The following is a 17,476-nucleotide window of genomic DNA, read 5'->3' on the forward strand; positions in this document are numbered from 1 at the left end:
ATTTTGGATTCAAGAGAAGAGTGGAGAAGGAAATCGTTGTAGCAGTACCGGACGCGGCAGTCCTCGAGTCGATGCCTAGCACGCGCATGATGGCACCGGGGATTTTGGATTTTGGATTTTAGATTTTGGATTCAAGAGAGAAAGAAAGAAGAGAACGTTCGCGACAATTCGGCGAAGATGAAGGCCGTTACGCGTGTTCCCTTCAATCCAAAATCCAAAATCCAAAATCCAAAATAAAACACCCCCAAGCAGCGGCTTGAGGGTGGTATACAAATCGTCTCCTTCTAGCGCGTCATTCAACGGCAGCAGCCATTTCCTGCTCGGAGATATCGAAGTTCGCGTAGACGTTCTGCACGTCGTCGTGATCTTCGAGGGCTTCCATGAGACGCAGAACGGCTCCGACGTCTTTGCCTTCCACCTTCACGGTTGTCTTGGGAACCATCGTGAGCGTGGCTTCTTCGGCTTTCAGGCCCATCTTCTCGAGAGCTTCCGCAACGGTGTGCAGACTTGAAGCTTCCGTTGAGATCTCGTACATGTCACCGTCGGTGTCCACATCGTCCGCGCCGGCTTCGACAGCCTTCTCAAAGATATCGTCGTCGGTCAGGCCGGTCTTTCCAACGGTGATAATACCTTTGCGCTCGAAGTTCCAGGCCACGGCGTTCGTTTCGGCGAGGTTGCCACCGTTCTTGGTGACAAGGTGGCGAATCTCGCTGACGGTGCGATTCTTGTTGTCGGTCAGGACATCGACAATCATCGCAACGCCTGCGGGGGCATAGCACTCGTAGCGAATTTCTTCGTACACGACACCGGGGATTTCGCCGGTACCTTTTTTGATGGCCCGGTCGACGTTGTCCTTGGGCATATTCTGCGCGCGCGCCGCGAGCAACACCGTTCTCAATCGCGGATTGCCGTTGGGGTCGCCGCCGCCGATTTTGGCGGCCACGGTGATTTCCTTCGCCAGCTTCGAGAAGATCTTCCCGCGCTTGGCGTCCGCAGCGCCCTTCTTGCGTTTGATAGTGCTCCACTTACTATGACCGGACATTGCCGAGCCCCTTCTTTCATTTGCTGTATTGCTGACCGCCATTACCGGGCGGAAAAACTCCACCTCATGTCGAGACGCATTATATCAAGTGCGCACAAAACCCCGCAACGCGGCCTTATCCAGCGCCGTTTGTGTATTGCCTCATTGAATCGGAGTTGCTTTGGCTGTTTCGCCGGTCATCTCCGCGGGCATTCGGAAGGCCTGCCCCTCTTTCGTTGTGAAGTAGAGATGGGACGGCGACTGTTTACGGGCATCGCCGTCTGCCCAGAATGCATAGAAATCCGGTTTTGCGTTCAGGGGGCGGCGGCAGTAGCTGTTGTTCAGCGTGCTGTTTTCGGTAATTAGCCGTTCTTTCTTCCATGTCTGTCCCTGGTCGCTGCTCAGCCACAGCGCCACTTCGCCGCCGACACCGTAGGGCTGTGGACCGGGTTCCGTGGGAGCGATAATCCGCCAGAGGCCGTCGCGTTCGACATACATGCTGCCGACGTCGTAATTGTGGTCGGAGGTGGTTACGGGAAGGATCTTCCACTCGGTTCCGGTCCAGCGCGCCGTGAGCCACTCCTTGGGTCCCCCTTCGGGACCCGGCATGAAGGTCGTGCTGAGTTCGTAGAGGATGATCGGGTTGCCGGACGCATCGTAGTTGAGGTCGCAGCAGTACACGAGCTTGCCTTCGGCGGCGTAGTCATGCACCAAGGCGGGCGTCTGCGGCGACGTTATTGGTGTGGCAACGATCTCTCCCGACGCGGTTTGCCAAGTGGTTCCGAAGTCGCGCGACTCGACGTAATACAGGTTGGTGCGCCAATTCAGGCCCTTCTGCTTGGGGTTGCCCTGAAATGCGTGGGGATGGTGATTGAACGCCGTGCCGACCTTGTCTTTCCAGGGCCAACTAATCTGGTAATCGCCTTCTTCGATGTAGGCGAGTTGCTTCGGCTCCGACCACGTTAAGCCGTCGGTGCTTGTTTGCCAGTTCAGCCCGCGCCCCGGGGCATATCGCGTGTGCAGGAACAGAAAGCCCTTTCCCTCGATGTACCACGGTTGTGGGTAGGAGAAATTGGTTTCCAGCGTCAACTCCCACTCGCTTATGTCGTAGGGTTTAACGCTTCGGAAGATGTACGCGGGACGGGACGTGCCGTGCGCGCTGGCGAACACCCAGATTCGTCCGTCTTGGTCGATCGACAGAACGGGGTTGTCGTGGGCGTCGGTCGTCTTTTTGTCCATAAGGATGACGGGGCGGGGGAATTCGCCCGTGGCATGATCGTAAAACGAGACCATTTCCAGCAGCGTGTTTTTGTCGGCTGGGCTACCGCCATAGACAAAGAACGTCTTGTCGGCTTTTGGCGCATAAACGGCCATCGGAATATGGTCGACGCAGTAGGTTCCGAGTCCGCCGCTGTATTTGTAAACGTACTCGTTCTTGGTTTCCTGGTTGAAGTACCAGATACCGCGATAGCCGGTGTCCCGCTGAACCGGCCACGGTTTCACGTCTTGTGCTGTCGCTAGCGAGACACAAAGGCCGGTCAACGCAGCGAGTACTGCTATCGCACGCATTTCCATTCCCCCCAAGTCGACCGATAAGAGACGGCGGCGCGAATGCCCCCCGATTGGGTCATTCTTATACCCTGAACAGGCGATGTCAACCTTGGATTGATTCGACGCTGAACGTTGATACTCGTGCCGGTTTTACACGCCATTCGGCGGGGGGATACAATCGCTGGCGCAGCACCGTCGAATGGGTGTGCAGGGAGGAATTTGGTGACCTCAATCTCAATACTACTGGTGGCGAACTCCATCCTCGTTGGAGCGGCATCGGTGTCGGGTCAAATCGTCACAGACAACGGCGCGGCTCCGGCTCAAGCGCGCGTGTTCGCGGAACCGGGCTTGGGAGGGGCGTTGCTGGAGACGGACGTAGCGGCGGACGGAACGTTCCGCTTTGAAGGAGTCCCTTCAGGAATTGTGGGCGTGTTCGCCATCGCAGAGGGATTCGGATGGACCGGGGTGAGCAAGACTATCGCCGCCTCCGACGACGTTACGGGACTGCGGCTGACGCTGTCGCCCGCTGCGACTGTGTCCGGAAGCGTTGTCGATCAGAAGGGCAAGCCGGTATCGGGCGCGCATGTGACCCGCGTGCTGCTTCAGGGAAGCGAGAAAGTAGGAATCCCTCTCACGAAGCTGGCGGCCATTGGATTCACCGAACCGATTACCACTGAGTCGGGCGCGTTCTCGGTTTCCGGACTGCCAAAGGGGGGCAAGGTTGCGCTGAAAGTTGCGCATGCGTCGTATGCCCAGACAGCAGCGGAAGGCATCGCCGTGGGGGCCACGGGCGTTAAGATTACGCTGATGCAGGGCATTCTGGTTCAGGGCACGATCCTGACGTGGGATGGCTCATCGGCGGTTGCCAACACGGCCATCCTTTTTCGCAATGCCAGTCCGCCTCATGACACATCGATCGTTTCGTCGGACGCAACTGGTGAGTTTCACCTGCGTCTCATGCCCGGCGTGTATGCCTACCAAGCGGCCGGAACGGACCTGCGCAGCCCCGGTTGGCAGCGAGTAACCATCACCGGCGCGGAATCGGTCCAGAGCATCTCGATGCGGGTGGCGGGTTCGGCACATTTGCGGGGGACTGTTCAGGATGCGGTGACGAGTGCGCCGATCGAAGGGGCGAGGCTGACATTGACGACCTACGGGAATCCGTCGGCTGTGGCCGTCACCGGAAAGTCGGGAGCGTACGAGTTCGTTGGGGCTCAGGGAGAGAATGTCGTTTCCGTGGATGCGGCCCCGGGCTATCGAAGGCCCGACCGCCCCATTCTCAATGTGCAGGCCAAACAGGGTGATTCGCTTGACCTGCCTACGTTTTGGATGACACGCCTTCCTGCATTTGCCGTGCGTGTCGTGAATGAATCGGGGGAACCGGTTCCCGGGGCGGTTGTGCGACTCATACGGCCCATGCAATACCAATGGTACGTCACGGACGCCAACGGCCGCGCCGAACTGCAAGTCGCGACGTCGCCGCCTGGCGACAAGCTCGTGGGGACAGCCGAGCACCTGAGGGAACCGGTGGGTGCTCTTTTTGCCATGGATATGCGTTCTGAAAGTGAAGCAACGGTCCAATTGACGCCGTGGGCAAGGGTGACGGGGAAGGTCGTCGATGCCAAGGGCAAAGGGATCGGGGGCGTGGTGGTTGGCGCTATCTTCCAGGGGGATGCGGACAGCGAGTTGTTGCCTCTATGGCGAACGGCAACCAAGCCGGACGGATCGTATCATTGGGATGCTGTCCCGGCGATGATCACTTCCGTGTGTGTTGCACGCTTCGAAGGCGGCGTCCTGGTGCGGTCGGGACCATTTACAGCGTCTCCGAGCCAGGTGACACCGATTGGCCCTATCGTTTTGGCAGACGACAAGAAAGCCGGCGATTCAAAGACGGGAAAGAGTCTGTTGGGGCAGAAGATGCCCTGGAAACGGGACCGGGCCGGTGATTCAGGCGTTCCCTCGCTGCAGGGCAAACTTGCTCTCGTGTCGTATTGCTCACCGGGAGATGCCGCGTTGGTGGTTGACGGAATGGAGTCTGTTGTGCGCGCCCTTGGTCCGGACACGATAGCAGCCGTGGCCTTCGTCGATGGCGTCTGTTCCATTGAGTCGGATACGGTCCAGATTCTGAGAGGAACAGCGCCAGGAGCCGCTTCAACGTATGTATTGGATCATGAAGGGGTCGTGACTATGGAGACGGTCGGACTCCCTCCCGCCATCGCATTCCATGATGTCGCGTCGAAGGAGTAGCACATGACGCGCGCGTTGTTGGGCATGCTTGCCCTGGTCTATCTGTTGAGCAACTTGTCCTTCGCCGAAACGTTCGATGTAACGGGCGTTGTCAAGGATGAAGCGAGTCAGCCCGTCAGTGGAGCAATGGTATGGCTGAATCAGAATCGGGTGCCGCGCAAATCGCTATGCGATGAATCGGGCCGGTTTCGGTTCGGTGGAGTGGAAATAGGCTCTGTCGAACTAACCGCCTGGAAGGAGGGGTACGCGGTCGGGGGACTCGATGCCAAAGTAGTCGGGTCTGCCGACGTTTCAATTGTCCTCTCGTCTCCCGACAGCGTCCAGGTGCGATTGATCGAGCGGGCAATGAATACCGATTCGGGGACTGCGGGACCGCCCCGCGCGGTTGCCGGGGCGCGCATCAAGAGTATGTTCGTCAACGATTCCTTTCACGTGTCCGTGGAGGACCTGTCTCCCTTGGGTTTCCCCGGGTCTCGCAGTGACGATTCGGGATTACTCACGATCGCCAACTTGCCGCGCGGAGGATTCCTTTCGTTTCTGATCACGCATCGTGAATATGCGGAAGTCTACATCCCTTACTACCCCGTGGGGCAGAAAGAGCTTGCGATCCAGGTTGCCCGTGGAGTGACCGTCACAGGGCGAGTCACCGACCGGCAGGGAACGCCACTCGATGGGGTTCGCGTGACGGTGTACCACTCGGGTCCAAAGCTTCAGGAAGCCAAAGAGGTCAAGACCAGCGCCGACGGTTTCTACACGGCAATTCTTCCCATGGGCGACTTCTATGTGTGGGCGAAGTACAAGAATTACGTTTGCCTGAAGCCCGTGCCGCTATCGTTAACGGCAGAGAAAGAGGAGTACATCTGCGACTTGACGCTGGATGACGCACATCGCATTCAAGGACAGGTCGTCGGCACCAATGATAAGCCCGTGGCAGGGGTAACCGTGCAGTACGTGGTGGACTCGCTGGTTCTGGACGAAACCTTGACCTCGAACAAAGGGGAATTCTCGCTCGAAGGAGGGTCGGGGACGGGGCAGGTCCATGTCGTGCCGCCGGATGGTTACGTATCCGAGTATGTCACCGATATTCCGGTCACGTTGGCGAATGAGGACATACGCGTCGAGAAGCCCGTTCGGTTGAAGGAACTGCCGGTGGTTGAAGGAGTCGTCAAGGACGCGAAAGGGGCGTTGTGCGACCGAGTCGTGATTTCGACGATTGAAATGGACCCGCCCGCATGGTGCGTCACGGATGAGAGCGGGAAGTTTCGGCTGCGTTTGGAACGGGCCCCAATTGACGGGAAGGCGCGGCTGAGGGCTGAGCACGCGTTTCGCTTTGAGCGATCTGACGTCGAAGTGAGCATGGACAACCTCGAACCTACGACTATTCAACTTGACGCTTTTGAACCGGATACCTCCGAATGCCAACCGGGGCGCGTTACCAACAAGCTGGCGTCGTACCGGGATAGACCTGCAAAAGGTTGGGACTGCGACCACTGGTTCAACGTTTCGCAAGAGCTTCAGGATAAGCCTGATTCGGTGACGCTGGAGTCGCTGAAGGGGAAGGTTGTGGTGCTGGTGTTCTGGGCCGAGTTTGATAACACGCAGCGAGGAGTTGCGACCTTGGACCTCGCGAATACCATCGCAAAGCTGTATTCGCCGGAAGACGATGTGGCCGTAATTGGGATTCACGATAGCGGCAGCGAAATCGATGAAATCAAGAAAATCCTGAAGGACCGGGATGTTAGATTCATCGTCGGACATGACCGAGAATCGCACACGTTTAGTGCCTACAACATTTTTGCCATACCTCAGATCCTCTTAATAGACAAGAAGGGCATTCTACGCTACTACGATGTTGACGGCCGTCTCCTGGAGCTCATCAAGAGCCTACGCCGTGAGGGAACGGAATGAGCAAAGTGTCTGGCCGAGGTCCCGGCTGGCACGGCCTCCGGCCTCGTGCGCAGATTACTCACCTCCATGACGTTGAAGTCATGCCTTAGGAGTCTGTCGCGAACACATTCAGCTCACGGAGCACGGCTCCGTTATTCGCAGCAAGTCTAGCAAGCGCTCGGGTTACGAGATTTGTACGTGTGAGTTTGCGACAAATCCGGGTTAGACCAATTAATCCGCAATTCCGGTTGAAACACATTGAATATCGAGTTTTGTCCAGTATATATATTGACACAAAACGATCTACGTGCTAAGCTTTCTAAGACATGGGATTTTACATAGTCGTAGAACAGCTTTGGGGGCGCCCCGTGTAAGAGAAGGAGTGTCTTGGGTTCTCATACTCAGGGGGCGGGTGTGCTTTTTTCGTCTTGTAGGGTAATTCGGCGTCCTTGACGACCAACAGGTAGCGGCGGGAAGAGAAAGAGCGGCGAATACATGGAGAAGGTGCTGGAGAGGCTCGAAAGTTTGGCTGAGGCTCTGGTCCTAATGGAGACATCCGATCTCCCTGCTTTAGCCAACCTCCATTCTGAATTGCAGGAATTGCTCACGTGGTCTCAGCAGGAAGGACTCAAACGTGCTCCGGGTGCGTTAACGACTTCCGCAAATCTTGTGGAAGGGATCATTCTTGGAGATGTGGCGGACCCGTCCGCTGCCATGGACTTCGTATCCAAGAGCGTATCCGCAGTACAGGAGTTCATCCGCGATGGAAGGGCTGAGGAAGAGATAGACTTCCCCGAGTTGACGGGGCAGGCCTCGGCGCAGAAAGGGGCGGACCAGTCCGAGGCTACGGACGACAGGGCAGATCAAAGGCTTGTCGCTCTCGAAGACGCGGTGCCGGAGATCGAGAGTCTGCTGACAGACGCGGACGTGCGGCTGGTTGCCCTTGACAACAGTCTGAGTGATGCGGCTTGTTTGCGCGCCACGTATCGGTTACTCCATACGGCGACGGGCACCGCGGGTTTTCTGGAGATGCGCTCGATTGAGGCGTTGGCGAAGGCCTGCGTTTCTTTGCTGGAACGTGCCATTGGAGAAGGGTTGACGCTTACCAGCGGTCACGTTGACTTGATGCTGAAAGCGGTGTCGTGCATGAAGCACACGCTTCAGCATACTGCCGATATGGGCGTAGCCGACGGCGAGCATGTGGAAGAAGAACACGCTTCGGAGTTGGTGGAGCGTTTGAGAGAAGCCACAGAGGGCCCGTGGAAAGACCCGGGTGAGACTATTGAAGTCACTTCCAGCGTCCTGTTGGGAGACATTCTCGTTGAAAGCGGCATAGCAGACCGGCAGGCGGTGGAACAGGCTTTGGCGAACCAGCGAGTCCACCCGGATGACGTGGAAACGTGCAAAGTGCTGGTGCGTGCGGGAGTGTTGACGTGGCCTCAACTCACGCAGGCGATTTCGGTGCAATCGCAAAGCAGGGACGGACGCTCGATTGATGTGGTTCTGATCGATTTGGGCATGGCTACGCGGGAAGCCATCGACAGTGCCTTGAAGGAGACTCAGAACGCCGAACGGACACCGCTTGGCGAGATCATGATTCGAAAAGGCGCGGCGGCGGCGGAAGACGTAGCGGCCGCGTTGCGTACGCAGCGACAGATTCGCCAAGGCGTGGTGGAACTCAAAGAGGCGGTGAAAGTCGATGCGGATCGTCTAGACCGGCTTATCGATTTGATAGGTGAGTTGGTAATTGCCGAGTCGATGGTGTGCCAAGCGCCCGAAATACTGGAGAGCGCCGCTCCCGCCATGATCCGGCAAATTAACCGGCTGGATAAGATTACGCGCGAACTCCAAGAGATAGGCACCTCATTGCGCATGGTCCCCGTGAAGTCGACCTTCCAGAAGATGGCGCGATTGGTGCGAGACTTGGCGCGAAAAGCGGACAAGCAAATTGAGTTCAGAATGTCGGGCGATGACACGGAACTCGACAAGACGGTAGTGGACAAGATCGGCGATCCGCTTGTGCACATTGTTCGCAACGCGGTCGATCATGGTATCGAGTCCAGCAAAGAAGAGCGAGTCGCCGCAGGGAAACATGCCGTTGCACGAATCGAACTCCGCGCATATCACAAGGGCGGTAGTATCCATATCGAGGTCCAGGACGACGGGAAAGGGCTCGACAAGGAACGGATACTGGCGAAGGCGCGGGAGCGGGGAATCGTCTCCGACAGCGACGTCCTTTCTGATGAAGAAACCTGGGCGCTCATTTTTGAGCCGGGTTTCTCGACGGCTACCACCGTGACCGACGTTTCGGGTCGAGGGGTGGGGATGGACGTGGTTCGCAGAAACATCGAATCCCTTCGCGGGCAGGTTGACATACAAAGCGAAAGAGGAAAGGGAGCCACGTTCACGATACGGCTTCCTCTCACCCTGGCGATTATCGACGGCATGGTGGTGCGCGTTGGAGCCGAACGATACATCATTCCGACGTTATCCGTGGTACGTTCGATTCGGCCGCAGTCTGGCGATTTGCTGACCGTAGTGCAACGAGGCGTCATGCTGAAGATCCAAGGCGAACTAATTCCGGTGTTCGCCCTGAGCGAGCTATTCAATGTGTCCGCGGGCAGCAAAGCAGAAGATTCGAATCTCATTGTCATTATTGAAGACGAGGGCAAGCGAATTGGCTTGGTCGTTGATGACTTGTTGGGCAAGCAACAGACGGTGATCAAGTCATTGGGCGAGACCATGCGCGGATTGCCGGGCATTGCAGGAGCGGCCATCATGTCCGACGGCAATGTTGGACTGATTCTGGACGTTGCAAGTCTGATTCGAATGGGGACGTCCGCGGTGTCTTCGGAGAATCTGGAGCATGACGCGGAATTCGCGAAACCGAACTGATTGAAGCATACACGGGTATAGCTCAGGAAAAGCACGTGAGGCTGAGAAACTCTCAGCATTGCTAAGGAGGCGAGACATGACGAATTCAGTCGAAGAAGGTTCGGGAAAATCCAGCGGGGCTTCGTCGTTGGCCGACAAAGCGGGTCAGTATCTCACGTTTGTCCTGGGCGAAGAGATCTACGGACTAGAGATCCTGAAGGTCCAGGAGATCATTGGAATGATGACCGTGACTCGAGTGCCCCGAACGCCCGAGTACGTGCGGGGCGTCATCAATCTGCGCGGGAAAGTCATCCCCGTCATTGATTTGCGCAGCAAATTCAACATGGAAATACGCGAAGACACTTCGCGGACGTGCATTATTGTAGTTCAGGTCAAGAGCGCCAACCACCAAGTGACGATGGGCATTATCGTCGACGAAGTATCGGAAGTGTTGGGCGTGGCGGGCGAGCAGATTGAGCCGGCCCCCTCGTTTGGCGCCGATGTCAAGACCGAGTTCATCCTGGGCATGGGAAAAGTCGGTTCCAAAGTGGTCATGCTGTTGGATGTCGACAAAGTGCTGTCGTGGGGCGAAATTGCCTCATTGAATCAAATCACGTAGAGCGAACCGGCCCTGGACTTCTCGCGGCAATGAAATGGAGGCATCGCGAGGGTAGGCAGCAGAGGCAGGGAGAGGCAGTCCACGATAGTCAGGGTTGCACACTGTGGTATAAAGAATGCGTGTGCGGCCGTTGGATTTGAATTGCACGTTCGGCTGTACATTCACTTCGAAAAGGAATTGCGATAGGTTGTCAACCACTGGACAGTACTTTACTTGACGAGGTTGTCTACATGACCGCCGACGTGGCATTCGACATCAGAGTATCCGATGACCGAATGGCCGTCTTGTTGGTCTGTGGGACGCCTATAAAAGAAAGTGAGGCCTTGACAGCCAGTGTGCTTCAGCGGTTGGAAAAAATGGGGTTGTGCGATTTGCCTTCCATGCAATGCCTGAAAGCCAAAATTGACGCGGCAATCGTGTCCGATTCCCTGGCACAAGGCGTCGAGATTGTGGCTGGCAAGAAGCCAATTCCACCGCAGGACGGGAAGATTGTCTGGTCGGGCTCGTTCTTTGACGAGGGTTTTGTCATCGATCAGGGCACCGGAGCGGTTGATTATTGGACCCACAAGGCGCACCCGGGGGTTCAGAGCGGTCAATTGCTGGCAACGATAGTGCCGCCGGTTGAAGGAGAAGAGGGAACGGACGTCTTCGGTAAGAAGGTGTCGTGTGGAAAGGCCCATCCGGCCAAGATTCGAGGCGGGGCGGGAGTCCTTCACAGCGAGCCGGAAGGCGAGTTTCGTGCAGCGAGAGACGGACGCGTTCGATTCAAGAACAACATCTTAACTGTAGACGAGATCTACACGATCACCGGCAGCGTAGGAATTGAGACGGGACATGTGGATCATCCCGGTATGCTGGTTATCGAGAAAGACGTTGAGGTAGGAGCGAAAGTTCGCGCGACTGGCGATATTCACATCCGAGGGTTTGTCGAGAATGCAGACATCGAATCGGGTGGAAATGTCGAGGTTGGCGTAGGGATAACCGGAAAGGGATCGTCGCCCATTCGAGTTGCGGGAAACTTGAAGAGCCGTTACTTAATTGAAGCAGTAGTGGAAGCGCAAGGCGATGTAGTCGTGGAGCGGGAAATCGTGCAGAGCCGTATCGCTTCGAACGGTTCGGTGCTTTTGCCTAAAGGCCGGATTGTTGGCGGCAGGGTTGGGGCACGGCGAACGTTGGAGGTGCGTCAGGCGGGTAGCGAAGCATTGGTGCCGACCGTGCTGCGAGCAGGCATGACGGAAGAGATGAGCCGCATGGTCCACGAGAAGATGGAGCGCATTGCGGAATTGACTGCGAACGTCGACAAGATTGATCGCGTGGTGGCCCCCATACTCGACAAGCTCGACGCGCTCCCTGAGGAGAAACAGGCGATTGTGCGCCAGTTGATCGCCAACATGGAGGCCTGCAAAGAGGAAAGGCAAGCGTTGGAGTCTGAAGTCGAATCGATGCACGCTGGCCCACGCCCGGAGGTTATAATCCGGGAAGTGGTCTATCCGGAAACGACGATTTGGGTGGGCAACTCGAAGTTGCTGATTCACGAGGTGATATCGCAGCCGATTCGAGCGACGGCAATCAAAGGCAATGTGAGGCTTTCGGTACTGTGACATCGATTAAGCCAAATAGGGGAACGCGTGCACGGCATAGCGCCGGCAGGCGATTAGAACGGCAAAGGCGCGGAAACTGCCGTCTTGCTACGGTGGAGTGTACTTGGAATGAAAGTTGAACACATCAATCCGTTCATAGAGTCCGTTTACGAGTTGTTTCAGACGATGTTCGAGGGCAAGGCGGAACGCGGACAAATAGGCGTGGCCAGCGGAGGAGGGAATCCACGGCACATCATCGCGTTGATTGGGCTCAGCGGGCCGGTCCGCGGGACGGTCGCGTTGTCGTTTCCGACGGCAACGGCGCTGGCGATGGTCAGCAAGATTTTGGGAACGCCGGTCACGGTAGTCGATGAAACGGTATCGGATGGCGTGGCGGAGATTGTGAACATCGTAGCGGGCAGCGCCAAGGCGCGAATGACGAAGGGAGAAGGCAAGCCGTTGGACTTGAGTTTGCCGACGGTAGTCCGGGGGAACAGTTACACGGTGGAATATCCGTCGCAGGCGGTGTGGCTGGAGGTGCCATTTAAGAGCGATTTGGGTGAATTCAGTCTACGGGTGACGTTTGAGTCGGTGCCGCAATAGAGAATCAGGAGGAGATACAGAATGCGTGCATTGGTTGTTGATGACTCGGCAGTAATGAGAAGGGTGTTGATCGGAGCACTTGGCCGCGCAAACATCACTGAAGTCGATCAAGCGTCGGATGGACAGGAAGCTGTGGAGGCAACCGGCTCTAATGACTACGGTCTTGTGCTCATGGACTGGAACATGCCAAACATGCTTGGTATCGACGCGGTGAAGGCCATCCGGGCGGCGGGCAAGACGATGCCCATCATCATGGTGACGACGGAAGCGGAAAAGAGCCGTGTCATCGACGCTCTGAAGGCTGGGGCGAATAATTACATCATCAAGCCATTCGAGCCGGCCACGATTGTGGCGAAGATTCAAGAAGTCCTGGCAAAAGTGGAGTAGGAGCGTCCGTATACGTAAGGAATTGTGTGGATGCGGGTGGACGTATGAAGCTGATCCGAGCAGGATCATACTACCTGGAACCCGGGTACGTGTATTTCAGCAAGCAACCCACCACGCTGCGCGCGGTGGTGGGAAGCTGTGTGGCGGTGTGTCTGTACGATCGAATCCTCCAGATGGGCGGTATGAACCATTACCTCAGGCCTCATATCAGCGATCAAACTAAAGCGACTCCCCAGTACGGCAACGTAGCGATTTCCGCGCTGGTTCGCATGATGGACGAAGCGGGATCGCGGCGCAGAGACGTCGTCGCTCAAGTACTTGGTGGGGGCGCGCCCGAGGACGCGCAGGCAAACTGGATCGGCGATCAGAATGTGTCGATTGCGCGGGAGATTCTCGCGCGCAAGGGGATTCGGATCGTATCTGAGGATGTCGGAGGGTCGGTAGGCCGGAAAATAGTGTTTGATACCGGGACCGGGGAAATCGCAGTTCTCAAGGTACAAAAACTGCGCTCATCAGATTGGTACACGTGATGGATGCTCAGATGGGAGATAGCAGACTCGATCGTGCGACGTACGACAAGTTTCGGCAATTGATCTACGACAAGAGCGGTATCCGGCTTGGCGATCAGAAGGAAGCGCTCGTTTCTTCGCGCATCGGGAAGCGCATGAGGGAATTGGGGATCGGAGATCCCAGAGAGTACCTCGATTGGGTGTTGAATGACGACAGCGGCCAGGAACTGGTGAAGATGCTCGACGTGATTTCGACGAACGTCACCAGTTTTTATCGCGAGCCGCAGCACTTCGAATTGCTGGAATCGTTGTTGCGCAAGTGGTGGGGTGAAGGCCAGCGCCGATTCCGGATTTGGTCCGCTGCGAGTTCCACGGGGGAAGAGCCGTATACGATTGCCATTGTGGTGATGGAAGCCCTGGGACCCCAAGCGACGGACGTCAAGATTCTAGCGACGGATATTTCGACGCGTGTGTTGGAGCATTGCCGTCGAGGGGAGTACGACCGGAACCGGGTGGAGGGAGTTCCGTTCATGCTCCGCGACAAGTATTTTGACCCGGTACGGCAGGATCACGGGACAGTCTACCGGGTCAAAGACCGCCTCAAAGGAATGATTTCGTTTCGCAGATTGAATCTATCGACACCGCCGTTTCCGATGCAGGGTCCGCTCGATGTGATTTTCTGCAGAAACGTGATGATTTACTTCGACAATCAGGTTCGCGCACGGTTGTTGGAAGATATGTTCCGCGTTCTTAAGCCTGGTGGTTATTTGATGGTAGGACACTCGGAAAGCCTCACCGGGTTAGTGAGTCGATTCAAACCGGTTCGGCCATCCGTGTATACCAAATAGTTTTTTTGCGAGGAGTCTCCAGTGACGCACACCGTCGGCATATCGGAAATGAAGGTTTCATCGAAGCCGGAAGACATTATCGTGACGTATTCGCTGGGGTCATGCGTAGGCATAACCATATACGACCCGGAGATTCGAGTCGGCGGCATGGCTCACTGCATGCTTCCCATATCACGTCTCGATCCCCAGAAGGCGAAAGAGAATCCGATCATGTTTACAGATACGGGGGTGCCGGCGCTGATACAAGCGGTGTTGAACCTCGGCGGCAGCCGCAGGCGCCTTGTTGCCAAGGTCGCGGGCGGAGCTTCGCCGCTGAATGACAACGGCATGTTCAAGATCGGCGAGCGCAACTACACGGTGGTGCGCAAGGTTCTTTGGAAGAATGACATCCTCATCGCGTCGGAAGAGGTGGGCGGAACGGCGGCGCGGACGCTTTATTTGTTCTTGGATACAGGCCGCACAGTCATTCGTTCGGGTGGCGTGGAGCGCGAACTGTGAACAGACGCGATCAGATTCTGGAAGAAATCAAACTGGTTCCGTCGCTGCCCGCATCGGCGACGGAAGCGGTTAGCATCGTACGGGATCCGAATGCGTCTCTCACCGAATTGGAAGCGATCATCGAATGTGACGCGGGACTTGCGACGAACATTTTAAGGTTGGCCAATTCGGCGTATTTTGGCGGCAGGGGAAGCATATCGACGGTGAAAGACGCAACGGTTCGGTTGGGCACGAAGCGTATCGTGCAATTGGTCTTGACGACCGCCGTGGCGCCGCGCATCAAACCGCCGCTTGCTGGGTACGACATGCCATCGGGGGCGCTACTGGCGCACAGTGTTGCTGCGGCGGTCGGAGCGGAGCAGTTGGCGCAGGAGTTGCGCCTGGCAGCGCCCGATTACACGTACACGGCGGGGCTGTTGCACGATATCGGGAAGATCGTTCTGGGCACGTATCTCAATGTGGAAGCGAAGCCGATTCTCGATTTGGCTTTCGGTGAAGGCGTTTCCTTCGAGGAAGCAGAACGCCAAGTGCTGGGAATCGATCACGCGGAAGTTGGAGCGGAGCTTCTGACATGGTGGCGGCTGCCGGACGATGTTGTGCGGGTAGTCCGGTATCATCACGATCCGTACGCGATTGCGGATGGCGACGGCGATGGCATCGTAACGGATTTGGTTCATGTGGGGGACCATATCGGCCGCTTGTGCGGGACCGCATTGGGGGCGGATGGTGTGAATTACAGTGTCAGTCCCCGTAGCGTTGAACGCTTGGCGCTTACTCCGGAAATCACGGAGTCGGTTGTAGGAAAGGTGCTGGGCACTCTGGCGGAATTGGGGGAATTCTTTCTTCAGACGGAGAGCGTATAGACATGGCCGTAAACATACTTTTGGTAGACGACTCCGACACGGTTCGCGCGATAATCGCGAAGACCATACGTCTTGCAGGAATGCCTCTGGGCGAGCTGCATGAAGCATCTGGCGGAGAACAAGCCCTCCAACTGTTGAAAGAGCATTGGATCGATCTTGTGCTGACGGACATCAACATGCCTGGAATGACGGGGGTCGAGTTGGTGGAACGAATGATGCAGGACGATGAGATGAAGAACATTCCTGTCGTGGTCATTTCCACGGAAGGAAGCGAAACCCGAGTCGAAGAGTTGTTGGCAAAAGGGGTGCGAGCGTACGTGCGCAAGCCGTTTACACCCGAAAAAATCCGCGATGTAGTGGAAAACGTATTGGGGATCGACCATGGAACCTGACGTAAAGGAAGTATTGACGCGTGAGTTTGCCGAAATACTCGAACAAATGGCGTTTCTATTTGCCGATCCCGTAACCGCCGACGAGTTGCCGCCGTTGACGGAACCGCCGGTTCGCGTTTCCATGTCGTTTACGGGCCCGTTCAACGGGTCGATGATAATGGCCTTGCCGGAACCCATGTGTCCCGTCGTGGCGGCGAATCTGCTTGGGATCGAACCCGAAGACGCCGCGGACAAGTCAAAAGCGGAAGACGCCGTGAAGGAATTGCTCAATGTGGCTTGCGGGCATGTACTGACCGCGATCGCGGGTACGAAGCCTGTGTTTGCGCTGTCCCCTCCGGTGGTCGATTCGATTGACACCGACACTTGGGATTCGTTGGTTGCGTCAGAGAACACCGCGTTGGTCGTGGTGGAAGAGAATCCCGTATTGTTGCACCTTGAGAGAAGTGATTCGTAACGTCGCCTGCGCTGGAGCGTTGAGCAAGAGAGGAACCGGGCACGATGAGCGGCATAGAGGGTAAGGGAACGGGCATACCGTCGTTGCTTAGGGGAAAGCGCATTCGCGTGCTGATCGTGGACGATTCGGCGATGGTGCGCGAAATACTCTCCCGTGAGTTGGCGCGTGATCCGGAGATTGAAGTTATTGGTACGGCGCCAGACCCTTATGTTGCCCGCGACAAGATTGTGGAACTGAAGCCCGACGTACTGACGCTCGACATCGAAATGCCTCGCATGGACGGGATCACCTTTCTCAGGAAGCTCATGCAGCATTTCCCATTGCCGGTGATTGTGGTGTCTTCGCTTACAAAGAAGGGTGGCGATCTTGCGCTGGAAGCGCTCGATGCCGGAGCTGTGGAGGTCATGTGCAAGCCTGGCGCAGCTTACACTGTTGGAGACATGTCTGTGGCTCTAATTGACAAGATTAAGGCGGCGTCGCGCGTCGCGGTGGCGAAACGAGCAGCCGCGAAGCCCAAGGCAGTGGGAACGCAAGTGCGCCTGTCCATGACGAGAACGACGAATAAGGTAATTGCCATTGGCGCCAGCACGGGAGGGACCGAGGCGTTGACCGATGTGCTGACAGCGTTGCCCGCGAATGCGCCCGGCATCGTCATCGTGCAGCACATGCCGGAGCACTTCACGCGTTCCTTTGCGGACCGTCTCAATTCGCTGTGTGCCATTCAAGTGAAGGAGGCCGAGGACGGGGACACCGTGACGCCAGGCAAGGCGCTCATCGCGCCAGGGAATTATCACATGGTCCTGCGCCGGTCTGGCGCGCGGTATTATGTGGAGGTCAAGACTGGACCGCTAGTAAGCCGTCACCGGCCTTCCGTCGACGTGCTGTTCAAGTCGGCAGCCAAGTACGCCGGGCAGAATGCCGTGGGCGTGATCATGACCGGCATGGGTGCGGACGGTTCGGCGGGTCTTCTGGAGATGCGCCAGCAGGGTGCGTCCACAATTGCTCAGGATGAGGCAAGTTGCGTCGTATTCGGAATGCCGAAGGAAGCCATTGCGCTCGGTGCGGCAGAGTTTGTGCTACCGCTAGCTTCGATTCCATCGCGAATGCTTCAACTCGCGCAGGCCGAGGCGTAGGAGAGCCATA

The 17,476-nt window shown here is 56.8% G+C and carries 16 protein-coding genes; 14 read left to right on the forward strand and 2 right to left on the reverse strand.

The window, feature by feature from the left end:
* Window positions 1-292: 292 nt before the first annotated feature.
* Both K1Y02_01595 and K1Y02_01600 read right to left on the reverse strand, forming a co-directional pair.
* Entirely contained in the window at window positions 293-1,042 is a 750-nt protein-coding gene (locus K1Y02_01595) for a YebC/PmpR family DNA-binding transcriptional regulator (GenBank protein MBX7255025.1), read from the reverse strand.
* 141 nt (window positions 1,043-1,183) lie between these two features.
* The gene (locus K1Y02_01600) at window positions 1,184-2,596 is read right to left on the reverse strand and encodes a BNR repeat-containing protein (GenBank protein ID MBX7255026.1); all 1,413 of its coding nucleotides are present in this window, start codon (window positions 2,594-2,596) and stop codon (window positions 1,184-1,186) included.
* Between the two features lie 198 nt (window positions 2,597-2,794).
* Between K1Y02_01600 and K1Y02_01605 the strand changes: the two genes are divergently transcribed.
* From K1Y02_01605 to K1Y02_01670, 14 genes are all read left to right on the forward strand, one after another.
* A complete protein-coding gene (locus K1Y02_01605) occupies window positions 2,795-4,819 on the forward strand; it encodes a carboxypeptidase regulatory-like domain-containing protein (protein MBX7255027.1) in 2,025 nt (674 codons plus the stop codon).
* 3 nt (window positions 4,820-4,822) lie between these two features.
* Window positions 4,823-6,727: a carboxypeptidase regulatory-like domain-containing protein gene (locus K1Y02_01610; protein ID MBX7255028.1), complete on the forward strand. Its 1,905-nt coding sequence runs from the start codon at window positions 4,823-4,825 to the stop codon at window positions 6,725-6,727.
* A 474-nt stretch (window positions 6,728-7,201) separates the two neighbouring features.
* Window positions 7,202-9,601 carry a chemotaxis protein CheA gene (locus K1Y02_01615; protein MBX7255029.1) on the forward strand — a complete coding sequence of 800 codons (2,400 nt, stop codon included), beginning with the start codon at window positions 7,202-7,204 and terminating at the stop codon, window positions 9,599-9,601.
* 76 nt (window positions 9,602-9,677) lie between these two features.
* Window positions 9,678-10,199, forward strand: a complete 522-nt coding sequence (locus K1Y02_01620) for a chemotaxis protein CheW (GenBank protein ID MBX7255030.1) — start codon at window positions 9,678-9,680, stop codon at window positions 10,197-10,199.
* Between the two features lie 230 nt (window positions 10,200-10,429).
* Complete coding sequence (locus tag K1Y02_01625; protein MBX7255031.1) at window positions 10,430-11,800, forward strand: FapA family protein; 1,371 nt, start codon at window positions 10,430-10,432, stop codon at window positions 11,798-11,800.
* Window positions 11,801-11,908: 108 nt separating this feature from the next.
* Complete coding sequence (locus K1Y02_01630) at window positions 11,909-12,382, forward strand: chemotaxis protein CheX (protein MBX7255032.1); 474 nt, start codon at window positions 11,909-11,911, stop codon at window positions 12,380-12,382.
* Between the two features lie 21 nt (window positions 12,383-12,403).
* Entirely contained in the window at window positions 12,404-12,769 is a 366-nt protein-coding gene (locus tag K1Y02_01635) for a response regulator (GenBank protein MBX7255033.1), read from the forward strand.
* Between the two features lie 44 nt (window positions 12,770-12,813).
* Window positions 12,814-13,299 (forward strand): chemotaxis protein CheD, encoded by a 486-nt coding sequence (locus tag K1Y02_01640; GenBank protein ID MBX7255034.1) that lies wholly within the window; start codon window positions 12,814-12,816, stop codon window positions 13,297-13,299.
* An 11-nt stretch (window positions 13,300-13,310) separates the two neighbouring features.
* Window positions 13,311-14,126 carry a protein-glutamate O-methyltransferase gene (locus K1Y02_01645; protein MBX7255035.1) on the forward strand — a complete coding sequence of 272 codons (816 nt, stop codon included), beginning with the start codon at window positions 13,311-13,313 and terminating at the stop codon, window positions 14,124-14,126.
* Window positions 14,127-14,174: 48 nt separating this feature from the next.
* Window positions 14,175-14,624, forward strand: a complete 450-nt coding sequence (locus tag K1Y02_01650; protein MBX7255036.1) for a chemotaxis protein CheD — start codon at window positions 14,175-14,177, stop codon at window positions 14,622-14,624.
* Window positions 14,621-15,487, forward strand: a complete 867-nt coding sequence (locus K1Y02_01655; protein ID MBX7255037.1) for an HDOD domain-containing protein — start codon at window positions 14,621-14,623, stop codon at window positions 15,485-15,487. The genes K1Y02_01650 and K1Y02_01655 overlap by 4 nt, the downstream gene beginning before the upstream one ends.
* A gap of 2 nt (window positions 15,488-15,489) precedes the next feature.
* Entirely contained in the window at window positions 15,490-15,879 is a 390-nt protein-coding gene (locus K1Y02_01660) for a response regulator (GenBank protein MBX7255038.1), read from the forward strand.
* Window positions 15,869-16,333 carry a chemotaxis protein CheX gene (locus K1Y02_01665; GenBank protein MBX7255039.1) on the forward strand — a complete coding sequence of 155 codons (465 nt, stop codon included), beginning with the start codon at window positions 15,869-15,871 and terminating at the stop codon, window positions 16,331-16,333. Before K1Y02_01660 ends, K1Y02_01665 begins: the two co-directional genes overlap by 11 nt.
* 44 nt (window positions 16,334-16,377) lie before the next feature.
* Window positions 16,378-17,466: a chemotaxis response regulator protein-glutamate methylesterase gene (locus K1Y02_01670; GenBank protein MBX7255040.1), complete on the forward strand. Its 1,089-nt coding sequence runs from the start codon at window positions 16,378-16,380 to the stop codon at window positions 17,464-17,466.
* Window positions 17,467-17,476 lie beyond the last annotated feature (10 nt).

The sequence above is a fragment of the Candidatus Hydrogenedentota bacterium genome, assembly GCA_019695095.1.
Classification (GTDB): Bacteria; Hydrogenedentota; Hydrogenedentia; order Hydrogenedentales; family SLHB01; genus JAIBAQ01.